The 21,353-nt window shown below is 70.5% G+C and carries 13 protein-coding genes; 6 read left to right on the top strand and 7 right to left on the bottom strand.

The genetic code is table 11. The features are described 5' to 3' along the window. Positions 1 to 4 precede the first annotated feature (4 nt). From OP04_RS06480 to OP04_RS53010, 3 genes are all read right to left on the bottom strand, one after another. The gene (locus OP04_RS06480) at positions 5 to 1,468 is read right to left on the bottom strand and encodes a VMAP-C domain-containing protein (RefSeq protein ID WP_157239369.1); all 1,464 of its coding nucleotides are present in this window, start codon (positions 1,466 to 1,468) and stop codon (positions 5 to 7) included. A 96-nt stretch (positions 1,469 to 1,564) separates the two neighbouring features. Continuing rightward, complete coding sequence (locus OP04_RS06475; protein WP_085066267.1) at positions 1,565 to 3,343, bottom strand: HEXXH motif domain-containing protein; 1,779 nt, start codon at positions 3,341 to 3,343, stop codon at positions 1,565 to 1,567. A gap of 6 nt (positions 3,344 to 3,349) precedes the next feature. Beyond that, the gene (locus tag OP04_RS53010) at positions 3,350 to 3,508 is read right to left on the bottom strand and encodes a hypothetical protein (RefSeq protein ID WP_157239368.1); all 159 of its coding nucleotides are present in this window, start codon (positions 3,506 to 3,508) and stop codon (positions 3,350 to 3,352) included. A gap of 406 nt (positions 3,509 to 3,914) precedes the next feature. Here OP04_RS53010 and OP04_RS49245 point away from each other — a divergent pair, with 406 nt between their 5' ends. Further along, the gene (locus OP04_RS49245; protein ID WP_157239367.1) at positions 3,915 to 6,149 is read left to right on the top strand and encodes a putative bifunctional diguanylate cyclase/phosphodiesterase; all 2,235 of its coding nucleotides are present in this window, start codon (positions 3,915 to 3,917) and stop codon (positions 6,147 to 6,149) included. 113 nt (positions 6,150 to 6,262) lie between these two features. Here OP04_RS49245 and OP04_RS06465 read toward each other — a convergent pair whose 3' ends face one another. From OP04_RS06465 to OP04_RS06450, 4 genes are all read right to left on the bottom strand, one after another. Then, entirely contained in the window at positions 6,263 to 6,937 is a 675-nt protein-coding gene (locus OP04_RS06465) for a DUF4276 family protein (RefSeq protein WP_033338577.1), read from the bottom strand. After that, positions 6,937 to 8,022 (bottom strand): AAA family ATPase, encoded by a 1,086-nt coding sequence (locus OP04_RS06460; protein ID WP_051797192.1) that lies wholly within the window; start codon positions 8,020 to 8,022, stop codon positions 6,937 to 6,939. The genes OP04_RS06465 and OP04_RS06460 overlap by 1 nt, the downstream gene beginning before the upstream one ends. A gap of 69 nt (positions 8,023 to 8,091) precedes the next feature. Next, a complete protein-coding gene (locus OP04_RS54540; protein ID WP_063746554.1) occupies positions 8,092 to 9,222 on the bottom strand; it encodes a proprotein convertase P-domain-containing protein in 1,131 nt (376 codons plus the stop codon). Positions 9,223 to 9,373: 151 nt separating this feature from the next. Beyond that, entirely contained in the window at positions 9,374 to 10,744 is a 1,371-nt protein-coding gene (locus OP04_RS06450; RefSeq protein ID WP_033338576.1) for an FAD-binding oxidoreductase, read from the bottom strand. A 348-nt stretch (positions 10,745 to 11,092) separates the two neighbouring features. Between OP04_RS06450 and OP04_RS06445 the strand changes: the two genes are divergently transcribed. The 5 genes from OP04_RS06445 to OP04_RS06425 all read left to right on the top strand — a co-directional run bounded on the left by OP04_RS06445 (position 11,093) and on the right by OP04_RS06425 (position 21,350). Next, complete coding sequence (locus OP04_RS06445; RefSeq protein ID WP_033338575.1) at positions 11,093 to 14,254, top strand: family 78 glycoside hydrolase catalytic domain; 3,162 nt, start codon at positions 11,093 to 11,095, stop codon at positions 14,252 to 14,254. Between the two features lie 23 nt (positions 14,255 to 14,277). After that, positions 14,278 to 17,544: a glycosylhydrolase-like jelly roll fold domain-containing protein gene (locus OP04_RS06440; protein WP_033338574.1), complete on the top strand. Its 3,267-nt coding sequence runs from the start codon at positions 14,278 to 14,280 to the stop codon at positions 17,542 to 17,544. Next, entirely contained in the window at positions 17,541 to 19,997 is a 2,457-nt protein-coding gene (locus OP04_RS06435; RefSeq protein WP_033338573.1) for a beta-L-arabinofuranosidase domain-containing protein, read from the top strand. Before OP04_RS06440 ends, OP04_RS06435 begins: the two co-directional genes overlap by 4 nt. Positions 19,998 to 20,015: 18 nt before the next feature. Continuing rightward, positions 20,016 to 20,657: a hypothetical protein gene (locus tag OP04_RS06430; RefSeq protein ID WP_157239366.1), complete on the top strand. Its 642-nt coding sequence runs from the start codon at positions 20,016 to 20,018 to the stop codon at positions 20,655 to 20,657. Between the two features lie 75 nt (positions 20,658 to 20,732). Then, positions 20,733 to 21,350, top strand: a complete 618-nt coding sequence (locus OP04_RS06425) for a hypothetical protein (RefSeq protein ID WP_157239364.1) — start codon at positions 20,733 to 20,735, stop codon at positions 21,348 to 21,350. Positions 21,351 to 21,353: the final 3 nt, after the last annotated feature.

The following is a 21,353-nucleotide window of genomic DNA, read 5'->3' as shown; positions in this document are numbered from 1 at the left end:
CACATCAGGAGGCGCGATCACCGAACTCCTCCGGCAGGCACAATGGATCATCCCAGAGAAGCACCAGATCCTTACCGATCTCGGTGCGCTCATCATCTGCCATGACGGCGGATGCCCTCAAGCGACGTGCGAATTCGGGCATGGCCGAAACGCCGTCGCCCCACCTGATCTCCTCCTCGATCACCCGGCGGAAAGTGATGCCCGGACTGGAGTCGCGATGCCAGATGACGATGGGCACGCCGTTGCGTATCGCAACCTTGAGCTGATGGAGACCGTTCCGGGACTGATCCGTGGGCGGTTCGCTGAGCACCAGCGCGACGACCTGGCTGTCGAACACGATGCTCTCCTTCAGCCGGTACGGATGGTCCTCGCTGAATCGGTAGTGCGCCTGCCGAGGCGACCTCCACAACGCATTCCACCGCGCGCGCCACTCCGGGTGCCAGGACGGGTCCCGGAACCGATCGAGACTGCGCACCACCACCGCATAGCGCAGAAACAGCGGGATATCCGGATCGGCCTCCTTGCGCCACCGTTCGACCGGCAGATTCAGCAGGTCGAACGGGAGGATGAACTCGATCCGGTCCGGGCGGTCGTCGGCGCGCCAGTCCACCTCCGCGGTCTGCACGATGCCGCGGACCGCGCTCTCCAGCCCGGCCCAGCCGACGACCTGCTCACCACGCTTGTCGAGGACGCCGGGCTGCTCACTCCAGCCGTACCAGTGCTTCACCGTGTAGGTTCCGGGCCGGATCGGATGCGGGTCTATGAGGATGAGCAGCGCGGAGTTGCGATCGCCGCGGCCGCCGACGCGCTGCGCGGCGCGGTAGACGCAGCGCTCCAGATCGCCGGAGACGCCCCACTCCGAGGCGAGCCGGCGGAGCAACTGTTTGATCCGCCGGCCGGACTCGGTCGACAGCAGGTCCGCCGCCAGCTCCAGGAAGATCATGAAGAGCGGCACGCCATGATCGGTGCCGCTGGAACCGGCAAGATTCGCGAACATCTGCCAGGCGTCGCCGCAATGCGCCGGTGGCGGCTCATGCAATTGCACCGCACGAAACAGCTCGCCGCAGTTCCCCACCGGCTCCCGTTTCAGTATCTCCTCGATCAGCCACCAGTCCGAGTCCGAGAACTGGTCTATTCCGTCCCATTCATCGTTGAGCTGACGCAGTCGATATATGAGGTCCGCAGAGAGCTGGTCACCGACCACGGCCAGCAGATCCTTGAGGCAATCACGGAACGCGCACCGGCGGACAATCAGTTCGAGATGCGCCCGTCCCTCCTCGGACTCACGCTCGCCGTCCTCCATCAGCCGGATCAGCCTGCGCCGCGATATGTCGTTAATCAGCGCGAATCGCCCTCGCGCGTCCGCGAACCGGCCACTGTTGTCGAGCGTCTCGACGATGCCGTGCAAAATCCGCGCGCGGGCATCGCGCCGCACGCCATCCGCAGACGACAATCCCGTGTTCACCACCGAGCCACGCCACAGTACGGATGCACCGCAATCGCCTCCAGGCACGCACAAACACACCGGGGGCCCGGATTACCGATAGTACCTGCGAAAGAACAGTCAGCAAGAGTCGCGCGCGACGGCCGTCCAGGCGACAAACGCCAATGGATCCGCGACGCCGATCCGCTGCGCCAGCGCACGCACCAGTTCGGGACGATCCGCCAGAAGTCCGGCTGAACCGCCGAGAAGACCGAGCGCGAGCCGGAGCCCGATCCACGCCCTGTAGTCCGCGGGGTCGTGCCGCAGGCGACGGTGGTAGCCGTCGCGGGCAGAGGCCGCGTCGCCGGAGATCAGCGCCAGGTCGGGCGGGAGCGTGCCGGGGACCCGCCGGGCCACCTCGGCCGGGGCCTTCGCCACGATCGCGAACCCGTCCGGATCGCCGAGCCACATCCGGGCCAGCACCGCGCGCCCGTCGAGCCAGCGGGCGCCGGTATCGGTCACCGGCGACGGTTCCGGGGCGGTTTCCGGGTCCGGGCACGGCGCGCCCTCGGCCCAGGCACGCGCCGCCGCCGTGACCCACGCGTGGTCCGCGCCGACGTGCAGGGCGCGCCACTGTCCATAGTGGTCGTCGGCGAAGAGCTCGGCCAGGCGCTGCACGGGTTCCGAGACCGGTGCGGCACCCCAGGAACGCACCGTGGAGGTCAGGCCGTCCACCATACTCTCGCCCTCAGCGGTCAGCCGGCCGTCCGTGGCCAGCCGGGACAGGACCCGGTCGAGTTGGATGCGCCAGAGCGCGAACTCGAACTCCGCGGCCGGGCCGCTGCGGTGCCGCCAGAAGCCGGTGATGCCGACGAACGCGTAGAGGCCCTGCAGCAGACCGCGCAGCGGGCGGGGATCGTCGCGCCAGGGCGCCCAGCACAGCGGGCCGCCGGGGTCGCGCACGAAGGACACGAGGTGGGAAAGTGCGCCGAGCTTCACGTGCTGGGTCTCGTGCACGAGCGTGACCGCGAACTGCTCGGCGTCGTCCGGCATCGAGGCCTGGACCGCGGCGAACGCCTCGTCGCAGGAGGCGCTCAGCGGGCGGTAGGGCTCCGCGGCGGGCAACGGGATCAGCGAGGTGATCGCGGCCGCGACCGAGTCCGCGCCGGCCCGGTCCTGGCCGACCAGGATCGACCAGGCGCCGTCGAGCAGCGACTGCCAGCGGGCGAGATCCGCCTGGTTCAGTGGGGCCGGCGCCGAATAGCCGCGCAGGTCCCGGTAGGGGTCGATGTCGTCGAGCGCGAAGGCGATTCGCAGGCCGCCGGACTCCGCGCCGCAGTGCGGCATCGGACGCCAGCCGTCGCCGCCGATCCGCACGGTGTCGCCGTCGGCGGAGATCTCGGCGGCGCCGTCCGCCCAGCGGACCTCCGCGGCCAGGCCGTCCCTGCCGGAGAACGAGGCCAGCCCGAAGCCGGGCAGGACCACCGCACCGGAGCGAACCGGCACCCGCAGCGCGAACGGCATCCCGGCCCGGATCGCGGCGGTCGCGGCGAGCGTGTGGAGGTAACCCGAGTCCATCCACAGGGGAGCGTCGTCGGCCACCACGTGGTGCAGGCGGCGGAGCATGTGCGCGATCCAGATCCCGGCCTGCGGGTACATCAGCACGCGGGTGACGACGGACTCGTCCACCGCCTCCGCGTCGGTGAGCACCCGGAGCGCCTCGCCTATGGGCGAGAGCGGGCCGGAGTCGGACTCGTCCTCCAGCAAGGAGACCAGATGGTGCAACGCGATCAGGCGCCAGCTCCGCTCGGAGTCGGCGAATCGTCGCACCGCGCCGGCGTCGCCCTCGCCACGGGCAAGGGTGCGGAGGTCGTTCGCGGGCAGTCGGTAGGCGGGGAACTCGGCGGTCTCGGTCACCACGGACGGTCAGCCGTCGAGCCTCTGCGGGTTGTACCCGCTGATGCTCCGGCCAGGCTGGTCGATCCGGCCGATGAGGTTTCTCAGCGTCGTGGCGAAGCGAGCCGGATCTTGCTGCAAGATCTCGCGCACCTTCATCCGGCTGAGGTCCTGCACCTCAGTCTCCACGACTGCCTCATGCGGCATTCAGTCCACGTCCCTCTGTTGCGTGAGGCGCGATCGGCTCTCACTGACCTGGTTGCGAGCACGAGGGATCGACCCTCTACCTGGCTGGCAATCAAGAGGTCTGGCCAGAGTCTAAGGCCCGCGAGGCTCGCAGATGGTTGCAACTCCCAAAGCGCCAGGAAGCAACGCGAAGTCAACCTTTCGGGCGACGCCCAGCCGGATGATGCGATGGCCCGCCGATGAAGATCATTCTCAACTGTACGGTTGACCTGCTGTTTCGGACGTTCGGCACGCTTTCGCCCGTACCCCCGCGATCTGGTTTTGAAAGGCTCTTTGCACTGCGAATCACTTGAATCATGGGGTGCCCGGCCGATGAGGCAGGGGGAACTGTGGGCGCGAGGGGGCTGCGGTGGGACGACGGGCGGGCGCGGTGGCGCCGGTCGTGCTGTCCCTGGCGGTGGGGGCCGGGCTCGTGGTGGCGCTGGCGGTGCCGGCACACCGAGCGGCGTGCTTCGGGCTCATGCTGGTCACGCTGGACGGGCTCGGGGCGGTCTACGGGCTGCGGGCCGCGCGGCACCGGGCGCGTCTGACCTGGCGGCTGGCGGCGGTCGGGCGGGCGCTGTCGATCGTGTGCACGGCCGGGCTCGCGGTCAACGCCTACAACGGGAACGATCCGGCCTGGTACGTCGGCGTGTGCGCGGGGCTAGGGATGTTCGTGTGTCTCGCGGGGGCGTCGCTGTCGGTCTCGGCGCGGAAGCTGGAGGGGCGGGCGTTCTGGGCGTTCGCGGCGGAGACGCATGCGGTGTTCAACGGCGCGTTCATGCTGGTCTGGTACTTCGCGGTGCATCCGACGCTGACCGGGGTGCCGTCGTCGCTGTGGCTGCAGCTGATCGGCTATCCGCTGGGGAACCTGCTGCTCGCGGTGTCGGTCTTCACGGTGCTGCTGCGCGGCGGCGTTACCCGGCTCGGCGACCCGGTCACGATTTTCCTCGGCGGCGTGCTGTTCTACGCGATCGCGGACACGCTGTGGGCGTCGATCGGCGCGCGCGGCGAGCACGCCCAGCACTCGCCGGCCGTCGTGGTCGGGCTCAGTGCGGCGTCGCTGGTGATGACCGTGGCGGCGATGCGCGCGGACGCGGCGGGAAGCGGGCATCGCCGGAGCGCGCCGGTCGCGGCGCAGGCGCCGTCCTGGACCGCCTACCTGCCGTACGTCAGCGTCGCGGCCGGGAACACGCTGATGCTGGTCGGGACGATCCAGGGGCAGGAGTTCACGCTCTGGGGCGGGCTGGTGCTGGCACAGACCGCGATCATCGCGGCGCTGCTGGTCCGGCAGGTGATCTCGCTGCGGGACACGCGCGAGCTGACCGTCACGGACACGCTCACCGGCCTGGCGAACCTGGCGGGCCTGCGCGCCGGCCTGGCCCGTGCGACCGCACGCCGGGAGCGCACCGGCATGCTGATCGTGGACCTGGACGACTTCAAGCAGGTCAACGACCGTTATGGGCACGACACCGGCAACGTGGTGCTGATCGAGGTGGCGCGGACGTTGCGCGCACACATCCGGTCCGCGGACGTGGCGGCCCGGGTCGGCGGCGACGAGTACGCGGTGCTGCTGACCGGCGTCGAGGAGCAGGCGGACGCGACCGGCGTGGCCGCGCGCATCCTGGCCGCGTTCGCGACCGGGCCGGTGCGGGTCGGCGCGGACAACATCCCGGTCCGGGCCAGCGTGGGCGTGGCGATCACCGATCCGGACGAGGATCCGCAGGAGTTGCAGCACCGCGCGGACCTGGCCATGTACGAGGCGAAACGCGCCGGCAAGCACCTGTGGAAGCTCTACGAGCCGTCGATGATCGACCGCCGGGCCCGCGACGGGCAGCTCGCCGACCGCCTCGAGGACGCGTTGCAGGCCGGTCAGCTGCAGGTGCTCTACCAGCCGCTGGTGAATCTCACGGACGGGCGGCCGGTCGGCGCGGAGGCGCTGGTCCGGTGGACGCATCCGCAGCTCGGCCCGGTCTCACCGATGGAGTTCATCCCGGTCGCGGAACGTACCGGCGTGATCATCCGCCTTGGGTTGTGGGTCCTGGAGGAGGCGTGCAAGCAGGTGCGCGCCTGGCAACTGCGCTCACCCGGGACCGCGATCTACGCGAGCGTGAACGTCTCCCCGCGCCAGTTGCAGGAGCCGACGCTGGTCGCGGACGTGCTCGCGGTGCTGTCCCGCACCGGACTCCCGGCCGGCGACCTGGTCCTGGAGATCACCGAGTCCGCGATCGTGGACGAGCACGCGGCCGTCCCGGCACTGGCCTCGCTGCGCGAGCACGGCGTCCGCATCGCGGTCGACGACTTCGGCACCGGCTACTCGTCGCTGCAGTATCTGACGCGGCTGCCGGTCGACGTGCTCAAAATCGACCGCAGCTTCGTCTCGCAGCTGGACAGCACCCCCGAGGGCGCCGCGGTCGTGGAGGCCGTGATCCGGCTGAGCCAGGTGCTCCGGCTGCGTACCGTCGCGGAGGGCATCGAGACGCCGGCGCAGGCCACGGAGCTGCAATTACTCGGCTGCACGCACGGCCAGGGTTACCTTTTCGCGCGGCCGCTGCCCGCGGCCGAGCTCCACGAGATGATGAGCACTGCCGCTATTCGCGGATAAATGCATATTTTCCCGCTTCCAGCGTGGTCACCGTCCGCATGCTCCCGCGGGCACCGGTCGTCGCTGGCGCTCCTCCCTGCCGGTGCCGTGGGTGGTTCCGAAAACCACACCCGTTACGCCGTCGGAAGGCGAGACTCGATCGCAGTGAGCCATTCGTCGAGGTGAGGACAACGACTTCTCAGCGTGTCGAGTCCGGTCTCCTCGATGACCAACGGGCCGTGCAGCGTCTTCAGATAGTCGGGCATACGGGTGAGGATCCGTTTGGAGGGCGCGGTGGCCGGGCCGTCATTCACCAGCTCAGCGCCGCCCGCTTGCGCCACGATGCTGCGCAGATCGCGGGCGATTCCGGGATCGTCGGTCAGATCGTCGAGGTGTTCCGCGCCCGCGAGAACCCAGGCCTCCATCTCGTGGAGCACCAGGTGCGGAATGAACCGATGGTCATGGAAGTGAGCATCGAGCGCTCGTTCGACGTGGCTCACCCGGGCGTATGCGTCACCGTTCGGACGGTCGCGCATGCCGGGCGCGGACTCCGGAAACGCGTAGTAGTCGACGAGCGTCGTCAGGACATCGAACCCGGATGCGAGCAGCAGGCGCACCTCCTTCTCGAACTTCTCCCAGGACGTCACCCCGCCACGGAACTTGCCGCCCGCCGCAGGGCGTTTCGTCGCGAGAATCGACGTGGTGACGTGCCAGCCGGCCATCCCGAGATAGGGCTCGATGACGTTTCTCGCGACCGCTTCCTCGGTCTGTCCCTCGACGAGCAGATGCAACCGGCCACCGAACGGCATCAGGCGGCCTCCCGGTGTGGCCTGCCACCGATCAGATTCTTCTGCCATAGCTCGCCGAGGGAGTAATCCTCGAGCCATGCACTCAGCCGTTCCGGATCGGGACGGGTCAGGACCGATGCGCCGTTATCACGGTCGACGACCACGATGTCCTCGAGTGACATCTGATCGACCAGGGTCACCGATTGGGTGGCGACCACCACCTGCGAGTTGACGCTTGCCGCGCGGATCATGTCAGCCACCTGCACGATAGCGAACGGGTGGAGTCCGAGTTCCGGTTCGTCGAGCACCAGCATGCGAGGCGGTTTCGGCTGGAGCAGCAGGGTGGCGAGGCAGATGAAGCGCAGCGTGCCGTCGGACATCTGGTAGGCGGAGAAGACGGTGTCCGTGCCGACCTGCCGCCAGCGCAGCCTGATTTGGTCGCGGCCCTCCGGAACGAGGACAAAGTCGCGGAAGTAGGGCGCCACCATCTGTACTGCTGCGACGATGCGCCGGTAGGCGTGCTCGTCGCTGTCCCGAAGTCCGAGGAGAATCGCGGCGAGATTTCGCGCATCCGGCCGTAGCGACAGGTTGTCCGCCGTCGGGCCGGCCGCCTTGACCGGTGCGGTCGTACCGGTATCGCTGAAATGGAAAACGCGGCATCCGCTCAGCGGACTCCGGATCTCCGCCGTCTCATCGGCGCTGTCCGCTTCCCCGAAGAGATCACTTTCGCGGAGGCCCGACCTCGAATCCGTCCGCCGGAAAGGACCATCCGCTCTGCTGACCTGATCGGTCAAGAAAATGAGGCGGTCATCGCTGGTCTGCGAAAGCGTCACGGCGTACTCCGAGCTCGCCGTGCGTACGGCGAGCTGCATTTCCCCTCGCGCATTGGGCTGGCGGAGTAAGGCGCTCGCCCCACCGGAAAGCTCGACGAAGAGCTGCAGGTCTCCGTCCACGATCCTGCCGAGCAGTTCCAGCGCGCGGACGAAGTTGCTCTTTCCTGAACCATTGGCGCCGACGAGCACGGTGAGCGGTCCGAGATCGATCTCCATGTCCCGGAAGGAGGTGAGTCCGCCGACGTACACCTCGCTGATCATTGCCGACGTCATGGGGCAACTCTAATCACCTGTGCCGGCCGGGTGGCGCGCCACACGCGCCACCCGGCCGAGCGGGGGCGGTCAGACCGTGAGGGTCCAGGTGGTGAGGGTGCCGGCGTCGCCGGTGGCGTTGTCCTTGAGGGAGAGTTTCCAGGCGCCGTTGGCGGTCTCGCTGGAGAGATTCGTGGTGTACGTGGTGATGATGTCGGCGGCGCTGTCCGTGGTGGAGGCGGACTTGAGCACGTAGTAGGAGTTGTCCGGGGCGTAGAGGTAGATCGAGATGTCCCCGCGGAACGGGTGGGTGATGTTGACGTAGATCGTGGAGGTGCTGGAGGCGGCGGAGCGGGAGCAGCCCGAGATGGTGATCGTGCTGGTCACGACCGTGCCGCTGTCCGGGATGGCCACGTCGGTGCCGTTCGTGCCGGCGCAGGTGCCGCCGGTGCCGGTCGGGGTGGCGGTCGCGGTGGGGGTGGTGCCACCGCCGCCACCGAGGACCACGTCGACCGTGACCGTGCTGTTGGTGCAGCCGGCGGCGACGGAGGTGAGCTTGCTCTTCTCGGACGTGTCGACGGTCAGGCCCCAGCGGGTCTTCACGGCGGTCCATTCCGTGATGTAGCGGCAGGCGACCGCGCTGACCGACGGCATCCACTCGGCCGGGTCCTGGTCGCTCTTGGACTGGTTGACGTTGTCGGTGACCGCGGCCAGCGTGCGTGCGTCGCCGAGGTCGTTGGCGAACGACTGGCGCTGGGCGGACGTCCAGTTGCGCGCGCCGGAGTCCCACGCCTCGGCCAGCGGGACCATGTGGTCGATGTCCAGGTCGGCCGGGTCGGTCCAGGTCGCGCCGTCGTAGTAGGAGGACCAGCGGCCGCCGGAGAGCGCGCAGCCGGAGCCGACGGACGGCGTGGTGGTGGCCTCGGCGATCAGCACCTCGTAGCGGGTGTTGCAGCCGTCGCCGTCCGCGTCGATCCAGTGGTTGAACAGGTCGCGGTCGTAGCCGGTGCGTACCTCGGTGGCGACCGGCAGGTTCGCCACCATGGTCCGCAGCGGCTGGGAGACGGCCGCCTGCGCGGGCGCGGCGGTGACGACGGAGATCAGGCCCGCGGCGACCACGGCCAGCGCGCCACCGGCGGCGGCGAGGCGCAGCCGGGCGGAGGGCCCCCCGGCCACGGAGGTGGCGGGAGGGGCCGGAGCCCGGCGGAGGGTGCGGTTCATGTTTGTGCTCCCTTGCCTGTAACAAACGGGGGTCGCCGTCTTTCTAATCGACGAACCTCAAAGGAAGGGGCCCAGCGGATGAACTCGCACATATTGATTGGGGACTCTCCGGGAGGTTATCGCCCGGACGGGCGACAACCTCCCGGGCTGCTCAGACCGCCGGCGGGATGTTGTAGTTCACCCGGAACAGGTTGCGCGGGTCGTAGACCGCCTTGATCCGGGTGAGGCGATCCCACGCGTCCGCGTCGTAGGCGGTGGCCACGTCGGCGGCCTCCGTCTCGTACCCACTGAGGAAGTTGATCTGTCGTCCGCCGGTGGCCCAGGGGGCGAACGCGCGGATCGGCGCGGTCAGCGACTCGCGCAGCTGCTCCTCCATGCCGGGTGCGCCCGCGGCACCGAGGAAGATCGAGAAGCGTGCGTCGCGGTTGCCGACCGCGTTCGGCACCTCGGGCCGCCGGGACAGCGCGCCGCCGAGCTGGCGGACCTCGAACGCCAGCACCGGCGTGTCCACGCCCGGCCCGGCCACGTCGAGCAGTGCCTCCGCGGCCTCGGCCGGGAAGTCGTGCAGCAGCGCGCCCTGCTCGTAGGCGGGGATCGGGTCGACCGGGTCCGCGTGGATGGCGGCGAAGCCGGTGTACGGCATCTCGCCCACCGCGTCGATGATCGGCGTGCCGGCGGCGCGGGCGTCCGCGAGCAGCGCGACGCCCTCCTCCTCCGGGCCGAGGTAGGAGAAGCGCAGGTGCACGGAGAGCTTGCCGCGCAACGGCTCCGGCACGAACGGCAGCGGCGGGAAGCGGAAGAACGCGACGGACGAGGTGAGCGCCTCCGGCGCGTCCGCGACCAGGCGGCGGAACGCGTCCAGCACCGGGCGGGCGTCCGCGCCGTCGAAGAAGATGCCGCCGGCGTACATGCGGGTGACCGGCACCAGGCCGATGGTCAGCGACGTGACCACGCCGAAGTTTCCCTTGCCGCCGCGGATCGCCCAGAACAGGTCCGGCTCGTGCTGCGCGTCGATGCGGCGTACCAGGCCGTCCGCGGTCACGATCTCGGCGGAGCGCACGTGGTCCGCGGCCCAGCCGTAGGTGCGGCCGAGCGTGGAGCTGAGCCCGCCGCCGAGCGCGTAGCCGACCACGCCGACGTTCGGCGACGAGCCGGCCAGCGGCGCGAGGCCGTGCTTTGCGGCGGCGTCCACCAGGTCCTGCAGCTCGACGGCGGCGCCGACCGTGGCGGTCGCGGCGTCGGCGTCGATGCTGATCCCGTTCAGCCGGCGCAGGTTGAGCAGCAGTGCGCCGTCCGCGGGACGGGCCTGGCCGTGGCCGGTCGCGGTGACCGCGATCGGGAGGTCGTGGTCGGTGGCGTACCGGATGGCGGCCTGCACGTCCGCCACGGAGGTGGCGCCGACCGCGACGATCGGGCGGCCGATCATGGCCAGGTTCCAGGTCGCGGTCTCCTCCGCGTACCCGGCGTCCTCCGGTGTCAGGACCGGGCCGTCGACCAGCGCGGCTAGCGTCTCGGTGCTCATTGGTGGATCCCCCTCGTCACTGCGGCCACGACCGGCATGCCGCGCCCGTGACGATGAGATCTCCGGGCGGTCGGCATTTGATAAACGATCAGTGGGCGTTGCGTAGACGGGCGGGTGAACGGGCGCGGCTACCGCGCAACCGGGGCGAAACCTGGTCATTGACACTGCGCAGTGACACATATTACGGTATCGATGCCGGACCGGTTAAAACGTTTCATGTGGGCGGTCACATTGGAGCCGCTCGTGCAACGTTGAAGCAGCGTGTCCTGCGTGCAGCGCGCCGTCGGCGCGTGGTTGAAACGATTCTTGCCAGCGGTTGATGCCAAGCGTCACTCGTCGGGAGCTGCCATGCGCCTTCGTTCATCTCTGCGTAACCTCGCCGCCCTGCTCGCGGTCGTGGCGGTGGTGGCCGCACCGTCGCCCGCCTTCGCCACGGGCGGCGCGCGGGCCGCCGAGCTGCACACCGATCACCGCGACCGTCCACTGGGCACGGACGCGACTGCACCGTGGTTCAGCTGGCAGCAGTCCGGCGGCGGGCAGGTCACCTGGCAGGTGCAGGCCGCCACCTCGCCGGCGCGGCTGGACCGCCCTGACCTGTGGGACAGCGGCACGGTCCGCGGCGGCGACGTCTCCGTGCTCTACCGGGGGAAGCCGCTGCCCAGCCGGACGCGAGTCCACTGGCGGGTCCGGCTCAACGGCGGCGCGTGGAGCGCACCCACCTGGTTCGAGACCGGGCTGACCCGCGACTCGGACTGGACCGCGCGGTGGATCAGCCATCCGCAGTGGACGGACCGGCGGACGCACCCGGTGGTGGTGAGGCTGCCGGAGCAGAGCGCGCGCTACGTGCGGCTGGACGTCTCCACACTCGGCCTGCCGCTCGCGGAGCAGCCGGTCGACGCGCAGAACCGGCTGGTCCCGTCCGCCGGTTTCCCGGACCTCACCTACCGCCTGCAACTGGCGGAGGTGCAGGTGCGGCACTCGGCTGATCCGTCGGTCAACCTGGTGGCCGGGCGGGAGAAGTTCGTGACCGCGTCCGAGTCGGAGACGATCCGCAAGGAGTGGGAGCCGGCGCTGATCGCGGACGGGCTCACCACCTCGAACCCGCAGGACGCCTCGAACGCCGGCTATCAGAGCGCGCCGCACGACACCGCTGACGCGCCGGTCAGCCTGACGATCGACCTGGGCGCGGCGAAGGTCTTCGACGAGGTGGTGCTCTACCCGCGCACGGACACGCTCACGGCGGACGGGCGCACACCGAACTTCCCGGTGGACTACGCGATCGCGACGGCGGCCGACGGTGGTTTCCAGGTCGCCGCGACCGTGACCGGCCAGCGGACGCCGGAGACGTGGCTCCCGGCCGCGCTGCCGCTCTTCGCCAGGGACTTCAGCATTCCCGAAGGCATCACCAGCGCGCGGCTGTACGTCAGCGGCCTCGGCGTCTACGTGCCGAGCCTGAACGGCGCGCGGGTCGGCGACGCGGTGCTGGAGCCGGGCGACACCGACTACGCGGACGGGATCACCTACGCCGCCTACGACGTGACCGGGCAGCTGCGCCGCGGCGCGAACACGCTGGGCCTCGCGGTCGGCAACGGCACCGCGAACGCGTTGCACACGGCCGGGCGGTACCGGAAGTTCGCCCGTACCGTGGCGGATCCTCAGGTCATCGCACAGCTGGAGATCCTGACCGCGGACGGCCGGACGATGCGGGTCGCCACCGGGGACGACTGGCGGACCGCGCTCGGCCCGACCACGGTGTCCTCCTGGTACGGCGGCGAGGACTACGACGCGCGCCGGGAGCCGGACGTCTGGACCTCCCCGGCCGTTCTGAAGAGCCCGGGACCGCTGACCGCGCGGATCACCGAGCCGGTCAGGATCGTGGAGACGCTCCGCGGCACCGAGGTCTCCCGGCCCGCGCCCGGCGTGCGCGTCTTCGACCTCGGCCGGAACATCGCCGGGCTGCCGGAGATCACGCTGACCGCACCGGCCGGCACGACCGTGCGCGTCTACCCGTCGGAATCCCTGCACGAGGGACGGTCCGGGCAGTCGAGGTCCAATGTAGGCACGCCGATCTGGGATCAGGTCACCAGTGCGGGCCGGAGGCTCACCTGGCACCCGGAGTTCTCGTACCACGGCTTCCGCTACCTCGAGGTGGCCGGCGTGCCGGACGGCGCGACGCTGAGCGTGCGCGGGCTGCGCGTGATGGCGGACAACGACAGGGCGGGCAGCTTCGACACGGACGACGACGTGCTGGACGGCATCCACCGGCTGACCCGGCGCGCGCTCGAGGCCAACATGACCAGCATCCTCACCGACTGCCCGAGCCGCGAGAAGCTGGGCTGGCTGGAGCAGGACCATCTGGTGTTCGACGCGATCGCGCGCAACTACGACGTCGAGGCCTACCTCGGGAAGATCGTCCGCGACATCGCGCAGGCGCAGGACGCGTCCGGCATGGTGCCGAGCACGGTCCCGGACCGCGTGACGCTGGCGGGCGCGTACCGCGACGACCCGAACTGGGGCGGCGCGCTGGTGATGGTGCCGCTGCGCGCGTGGCAGACCTACGGGGACACCGAGCTGCTGAGCACGTACTACCCGGCCATGCAGCGCTACCTCGCCTACCTGCGCGGGACGACGCGCTGGATCGACGGCACCTACGACTACGGGCTCGGGGACTGGATCTCGCTGGAGAAGCCCGCGATGCCGCGCGCGGTGACCGGCACCTACGGCGTGTGGCGGATCGCGGACGGGCTGGCGCAGGCGGCGGACGTGCTCGGGCATCCGGCGGAGGCCGCCGAGTACCGGGCGCTGGCGGAGGCGATGCGGGCCGCGCTGTGGACCCGCTTCTACGACCCGGCGACGGGGCTGTTCGGCGGCGGCGGGATGGGCGCGACCGCGCTGGCGCTGGACATGGGCGCGGTGCCGGTTGACCTCAAGAACGCGCAGCTCGACCGCCTGGCCGGCCTCATCGAGACCAACGACTGGCATCTGATCATGGGTGAGATCGCGTTCCCGGCCGTGGTGAACGTGCTGACCGCGGCCGGTCACGAGGACGTGGTCTATCGGATCGCCACGCAGACGACCAGCCCGAGCCTGGGCTACCAGGTCACGGCCGGACTCACCTCGCTCGGCGAGATGTGGGACGGCGGCGCGGGCCAGTCGCAGAACCACTTCATGCTCGGCGCACTGGACGCCTGGCTGCTGACCCGCGTCTCCGGCATCGGCCAGACGGCGGACTCCGCCGGTTTCCGCCACCTGCTGATCGACCCGGCAGTCAGCCCCGCCGGGCCGTCACGAGCGAGAACCGAATTCCACACGGGGTACGGCCCGGCCGTGACCGACTGGTCAGTCAGCGACGGCGCCTACACGCTGCGGGTCACGGTGCCGCAGGGCGCCACGGCCGAGGTGCACGTGACCGGCACGCGGATCGCCGCGCCGCGCGGGGCACGGGCCACCGCGCCCGGCGTCTACCAGGTCGGCGCCGGCACCTGGACGTTCCGGTCGCGGATCTCATGAACCTCCTGAGAAGAAGGGCAGACATGCGGAGAGCGTTGCCGATCCTGCTGGCCGCCGTGCTGGTGGCGGGTGTCCCGGGCGTGGCGCATGCCGACGCTCCCAGGAACAGCACGAACCTGAGCCGGTTCGACCCCGCCGCGTTCCGGAACCCGCCGAAGGACAGCCTCCCGGCGATCTACTGGTACTGGAACAACGTCATCACGCCGGAGATCACGGACCGGCAGATGGCCGAGATGCGCGCGAAGGGCGTCTACGAGGCGGTCATCTTCCCGTACGGCGGCGACGCGATGACGCCGGCGTTCCTGACCGAGGAGTGGTTCGCGCTCGTCGGTCACGTCCTGCGGGAGGCGCAGCGTACCGGCATGCGCATGTGGCTCTTCAATGACAACAATTTCCCGAGCGGCCGGGCCGGCGGTGTGGTCGTCAACGGCGGCACCGTGGGCGACCGCACGCTGCCCGCGCGTCCTGAGCTGCGACTCAAGGGCCTGCTCCGCTCGACCCGGATCGTGGACGGGCCGACCACGGTGAGCCTGGCTGAGGCCAGCGGCCTGTCCGTGCAGAACGGCGCGCTGGTGGTGGACCCGGACGCGCTGACGTCGCCCGCACCGCTCACGCCCGGAGCCGGCTGGGCCGACTACACCGCGACCGGCAAGGTGACGCTGACCAAGGGCGGCGTGCAGCTGGTGGTGCGCGCGTCCGCGGACGGCCGGAGCGGCTACCTGGTCGACGTGAACGAGCGCGGCGTCGCGAACGTGTGGCGCCTCGACAACGGCACCCGCACGCAGCTGAGCACCGGCATCGCCACGCCCGGGTTCGCGTCGACGCGTGCGCAGACCGTCTCCGTGACCGTCACCGGCGACACGATCGCCACGAAGATCAACAACACGGTGCAGCCGGTGGCGGTCGACGGCACCTATCCGCGCGGCGCGGTCGCGGTCTCGGCCGAGGGCACGCAGCGCTCGCAGTGGGACACGCTGACCGTTAGCTCAGGCTCGGAAACGTTGTGGGGCAACGACTTCTCTTCCGCTGCCGCGCTGGCCGACTTCCCCGGCGCCGCCACGCGCCTGGGTGCGGTCACGGCCGCGGCCGCCCGCCCGCTCGGCTCGTCCGACGCGGTCGAGGTCACCGGCGGCACCTGGCGGGTCCCGGCCGGGCGCTGGCAGCTCGACGTGTACGCGGAGGCGCTGCTGCGCGACGACTCCAGCGGCTACGTCCGCAACTACCTGGACCTGCTCGACCCCGCCGCCACGGACGCGTTCCTGGACGCGGTGCCGGGCGAGTACCTCCGCCGCTTCCCGTGGGCGATGGGCACCGTCGTGCCCGGTTTCTGGGACGACGAGCCGTTCATCGCGTCCGCGCAGCCGCACCCGTTCAAGCGCCTGCCCGCCTCACCCGGCCTGGCGACCGCGATCCGCGCGGCCGGTGGCACCCCCGGCCTGGCCTACACGGCCGCGGCGGACAGCACCTCGCCGGCCGCGGAAGGCGCCTACTGGCGGGCGGTGAACAACCTCTTCGCCACGAGCTACTACAAACGCCAGGCGGACTGGCTCGGCAAGCGCGGGCTGAAGCTCATCACGAACCCGCTGCTGGACGAGGAGGGCCCGCAGGACCGGATGCACAGCACCGGCGACCTGAGCAAGAACAACCAGTGGGCGCAGGTCCCCGGCACCGACATGATCACCACGGACTACGCGGCCGGTCAGCAGACCACGCTCGGACGCAACGCCGCCTCGGCCGCGCACCAGAGCGGCGCGCCGCGCGTGGTGATGGAGACGTTCGGCAACGCGGGCTGGCAGATCGCGCCGGAGTTCATGCACGCCACCGTCGGCGCGCTCGCGGCCCGCGGCGCGAACCTCACGTTCCTCCATGCGATGTGGACGGACGAGCAGGTGGTGAACTTCCCGCCGCCGTTCGGGCCGCGCAGCACGTTCTGGAACGACATGCCGGACGTGGACGCCTGGATCGGCCGCGTCGCGGAGCTCGGCCGCGGCACGAACCTGGCCCGGACCGCGCTGGTCCAGCCGCAGGCCGCGGCCGAGCGCACCCGCACCACGGACACCGCGCACACGCTGGACCACGACCTGAGCGAGGCCGCGTTCGCGCTGGAACGCGGCCAGGTCGACTTCGACCTGCTCAGCGACGCGTCGCTGTCCGGCGATCCGGCCGCCCGCTACCAGGCGGTCGCCCGGGGTGACACGCTGCGAGTCGGCCGGGCCACATATGAGCTGGTGGTGGTGCCACGGACGCCGTACCTGGACCGGACGACGATCCAGCGGCTCCGGGACTTCGCGCGCGGCGGCGGCCACGTCATCTCGGTCGGGAACCCAGACCTTTTCGGGGGTACGGGTGGGAGCTGGCACACCTACGGGCGGGGTGCGGTGGCGTCGGTGGAGGCCGAGGCCGCGCTTGGTGCACTGGCTGTCGATTCCGCAGCTCTCCGGCTGAGTCCGGCCGCGGACGCGGTGCGGGTGCTGCGGACCGGGCGCGGGGCGGACACCGCCTACCTGCTGGTGAACGAGAGTGCGGCGCCGGTGGTGACGACCGCGGGCTTCGACGAGCGGGGTGTGCCGGAGATCTGGGACCCGCGGACCGGCGCGACCGGGACCTCGACCGCGTACCGGGCCGACCGGGACCGGGTGTCGGTGCCGATCACGCTCGACCCGTACGAGACGATCGGCGTGGTCTTCCGGGCCGGTGTGCACGAGGTGCCGCACCTGGCCGACGGCACACTGACCGCTCAGTCAGTCTCCGTATCGCACGGCTCGCTCCGGGCCACGGTGCTCGCCACCGCTCCCGGTTCTTACACACTGACCGGTCAGTCGGGACGGGACACCTTCCGGGGCACGGTCACGGTCACCGACCCGCTGACGCCGATCCCGCTCGCCGGGCCGTGGACCGTGCGGCTGGAACGCGACGGGGCCACCGCGGTCGAGCGGCCGCTCGGCAGCTGGACCGGCACCGACCCCACGTTCTCCGGCAGCGCGGTCTACCGCACCACCGTGGCCGTGACCGCGAAGGACCTGGCCGGGCGACGGATGACGCTGGACCTCGGCGACGTACGCGACCTGGCCACGGTGACGGTCAACGGGCGGGTACTGCCGGCCGCGCTGTGGCGGCCCTACACGGTCGACGTGACGGACGTGCTGCGGCCGGGGACGAACACGATCGGCGTCCGGGTCACCAACACGCTCGCCAACTCGCGCAACAAGATCCTGCCGTCCGGGCTGCTCGGCCCGGTCGTGCTGCGTCCCGCGGCCGTGGTGACCGCGCCCCTGAAGGAGACCCGATGAAACGCCGTACCGTCTTCGCGCTCGGGGCCTTCGCGGGCGCGGCCGGCGCGCTGTCCTCGTCGCCCGCGGCCGCCCTCCCTGCACCCGGGGTTGCCGCGGCGCCCGGCGGCGGCGCCGACAAGATCGACACCGTGCCGCTGAACCGGGTCAGGCTCACGGACAGCCGCTACCGGCAGAACATGGCCCGCACCGCCGCCTACCTGCGGTTCGTCGACGTGGACCGGCTGCTGCACACGTTTCGCCTCAACTACGGCCTGCCCAGCACCGCCGAACCGCTCGGCGGCTGGGAGGCGCCGAACGTGCTGCTCCGCGGCCACACCACCGGCCACCTGCTCTCCGGCCTCGCCCAGGCCGCCGCGAACCTCGGCGACGCGGAGCTGACCGCCAAGAGCGCGCGGATCGTCGCCGCGCTCGCGGAGATCCAGGCCGCGGCCCCGGCCGCCGGCTTCACCACCGGATACCTGTCCGCCTTCCCGGAGCAGGTCTTCACGGACCTGGAGGGCGGCGCGAACCCGTGGGCGCCCTACTACACCGTGCACAAGATCTTCGCGGGCCTGCTGGACCAGCACCGCCTGCTCGGCAACGCGCAGGCACTGGCCGTGGCGCGCGGCATCGCGGACTGGGCCGACGCACGCACCGGCGCGCTGAGCCGTGAGACCATGCAACGCGTGCTGCACGTCGAGTTCGGCGGCATGAACGAGTCGTTCGTCAACCTGTGGCGCGTCACCGGCGACCCCCGTCACCTGGCACTGGCCCGCCGCTTCGACCACGACGAGATCTTCACGCCGCTGGCCGAGCGCCGGGACACCCTCACGGGCCGGCACGCGAACACGGACATCCCCAAGGTGGTCGGCGCGGCCGCGGCATGGTCCGCGACCGGCGAGGCCCGCTACGGCACGATCGCCACCTACTTCTGGGAGCAGGTCGTCCGGCACCACAGCTACGTGATCGGCGGCAACAGCAACGCGGAGTTCTTCGGCCCGCCTGACCAGGTAGTCAGTCAGCTCGGCGAGAACACGTGCGAGAACTGCAACAGCTACAACATGCTCAAGCTGACCCGGCTGCTCTGGCTGCGCGATCCCGGCCGCACCGACTATCTGGACTACTACGAGTGGACGCTGCTCAACCAGATGCTCGGCGAGCAGGACCCGGACTCCGCGCACGGCAACGTCACCTACTACACCGGGCTGTCCCAGGGCACGCGGCGGCAGGGCAAGTCCGGGCTGGTCTCCGATCCGGGCTCGTACAGCAGCGACTACGGCAACTTCAGCTGTGACCACGGCAGCGGGCTGGAGACGCAGACCAAGTTCGCGGAGAACATCTTCGCGGAGTCCGGCGACACGCTGCACGTCAACCTGTTCATCCCGGCCGAGACCGGCTTCCGGGGCGCGCGGGTCGCACTGACCACGCACTACCCCTACGACGAGACCGTGCGGCTGACCGTCACCGGGAAGAGCGCTGAGTTCACGCTCAAGGTGCGGATCCCGGGCTGGGCGGACCGGCCATCGCTGCACGTCAACGGCGTGAAAACCCAGGCCACACCAGGATCCTTCGCCACGGTACGGCGACGCTGGCGCAACGGCGACGTCGTGGAGCTGCGGCTGCCGATGACCCCGCGGTGGCGGGAAGCACCGGACAACCCGGCCGTGAAGGCGCTCACCTACGGCCCGCTGGTCCTGGCCGCACGGCACGGCAGCGCGGCCGTGCCGGTCATCCCGACCGTGGACGCTGCCACACTGCGCCGCGAGCCAGGAAAGGTGGAGTTCAGCGTCGTGGCCGCCGGGCAGCGCCTCCGGATGAGCCCGTTCCTGGACGTGCACCACGAGAACTACAGCGTCTACGTCGCGATCCCGCCGGCCCGGCCGGTGGCTTCGAAGCTCGCGGCGTACCCGCTGAATGGCTCTGTGAAAGAGAAACACCGTCGCTGGGGCGATGCCGTGCTGGTGGGCGGCGCGGCGCTCGGCGCGCGTGGCGTGGAGCTGGACGGCCTGAACGGTCACGTCGTGCTGCCCGCCGGGCTGCCCGCGAACGCGACCGGTCTGACCGCCGAGGCCTGGGTCCGTCTGGACAGCATCGCGAACTCCGCGCGCGTGTTCGACCTCGGCTTCAACGTGAACTCCTACTTCTTCCTGACCGCCCGGACAGGCGCGGGCAAGGCGCGCGCCGCGCTGAAACTCGGCGGCATGGACGGCGAGGACTTCGTGGACGCGGCCGTCGCGCTCCCGACCGGCGTGTGGACCCACGTGGCCGTCTCCGCCGGCACCACGCTGCGCATCTACATCGACGGCGAACTCAGCGGCGAGAACCTCGCGCCCCGCATGGGCCCGCTGCTGCTCGGAGCAACGCAGTTCAACTATCTCGGCCGCTCCCAGAACGTCAAACACCCGTATCTGCACGGCGCGATCGCGGACTTCCGCCTCCACGGCCGGGAGCTCACACCGGCCCAACTATGAATGAGATCTAATGCCCGGGTGAACGACGACAGGGCAGGGACACGTAACCTCGTGGTGGCGGTGCTGGTGATCTGTGGGGCGTGGGTGGCCGCGGGCATGGTCGAGCTGTTCGGCGTCTGGGTCGCCCAGCCCATGGCCGAGTCCGAGCCGATCCGGCTGTTTCCCTACGTGCTCGCCATAACCTCCACCCTGGCCACGGTAATCGGGTCCTGGAGAACTGTGCGTCCGACGTGGATCGCCGGCGTGGTGGTGCTCTCGGCCGCGGCCGGCGGGACGGTCCTGGCGGTCGACTGGGAGCCGACCTCCGTCCGCCTCTTCTACCGGCTCCAGCGCGAGGACTTCGCGGCGGTCCTCGCCCTCGACGCCGCGATGGACGTGAACACCGTCATCATGCCCGGCGCCCACATCAACCTGGGCCTCCCGCCGCACCTGGAACACCTGGCGATCGGCGGGACGGTAAGCCGGATCGGCGCAGACTCGGCGACCCTGTTCGTTCCGGTCTGGGCAAGATACCCGAAGCGCCCCGGCGGCTACGCCTACCTCGGCAACGCCACACCGGCCCCTGCCTACGCCTGTTACGACGACGAGTGCCGCACCCGCCTGCCCGTCGGCGACGGCTGGTACTGGCTCGAACGCGACACACCGGAGTGGGCGCGGTAAACCATGTGTGCAGGTGTGGTGGAGGATCGCGGCGAAGCCTGGCCGTGACGGCCGCCGGACCCGACCATGATCCGCATGCGAAAGGAACACCTGGTCAAGGACGTGCTGGGCCCGTTCGGCGCGGTCGGCGGCGCGTGGGCGGCGGTGGCGGCCGTCGAGTACTTCCACCTCCCGCTGGCCAACCTCTGGATCTTCGTCCTGGCGGTCTACGCCGGCGTGTACCTGCTCGCGGCCGTCGTGACCGTCTGGGCCGCGATCCACGCCTGGCGCACGCTCGACGGCCCGATGTGGAGTGCCGCGGTCCTGGCCGTCGCCATCGCCGCCGCGGCCGCGATCCAGCTGGTCGACTGGCTCCCGGTGTACGTGCACGGCAACTACCGGCTGAACCGCGCCGCCTTCGCCGCGGTGGCGGCCCTGTCCGCGGACGGCAGTCTCACCTCCGACGACTACTACGGCGCGCCCCTGCCGTGGAACCTGAAGTACCTGGCCTACGCCGGCAACGCGGCCACGATCGGCGCCGTCGACGACTCCGGGAGAACCGCGCTGTTCCTGGCCGTCTGGGTCGGCATCCCCGACGACGCCATCGGTTACGTCTACCTCGGCGACAGCCCGCCCGCGCAGGGTTACGACTGCTTCGGCTACATCTGCCAGGTCGACCGCTCCCTCGGCGACGGCTGGTACTGGGTGCAGTGAGGG

Origin of the sequence: Catenuloplanes japonicus, from assembly GCF_000717135.1 — a bacterium.
GTDB lineage: Bacteria > Actinomycetota > Actinomycetes > Mycobacteriales > Micromonosporaceae > Catenuloplanes > Catenuloplanes japonicus.
Note: the sequence above shows the minus strand (reverse complement) of the source record. Positions and strands in the feature narration are given on the sequence as shown.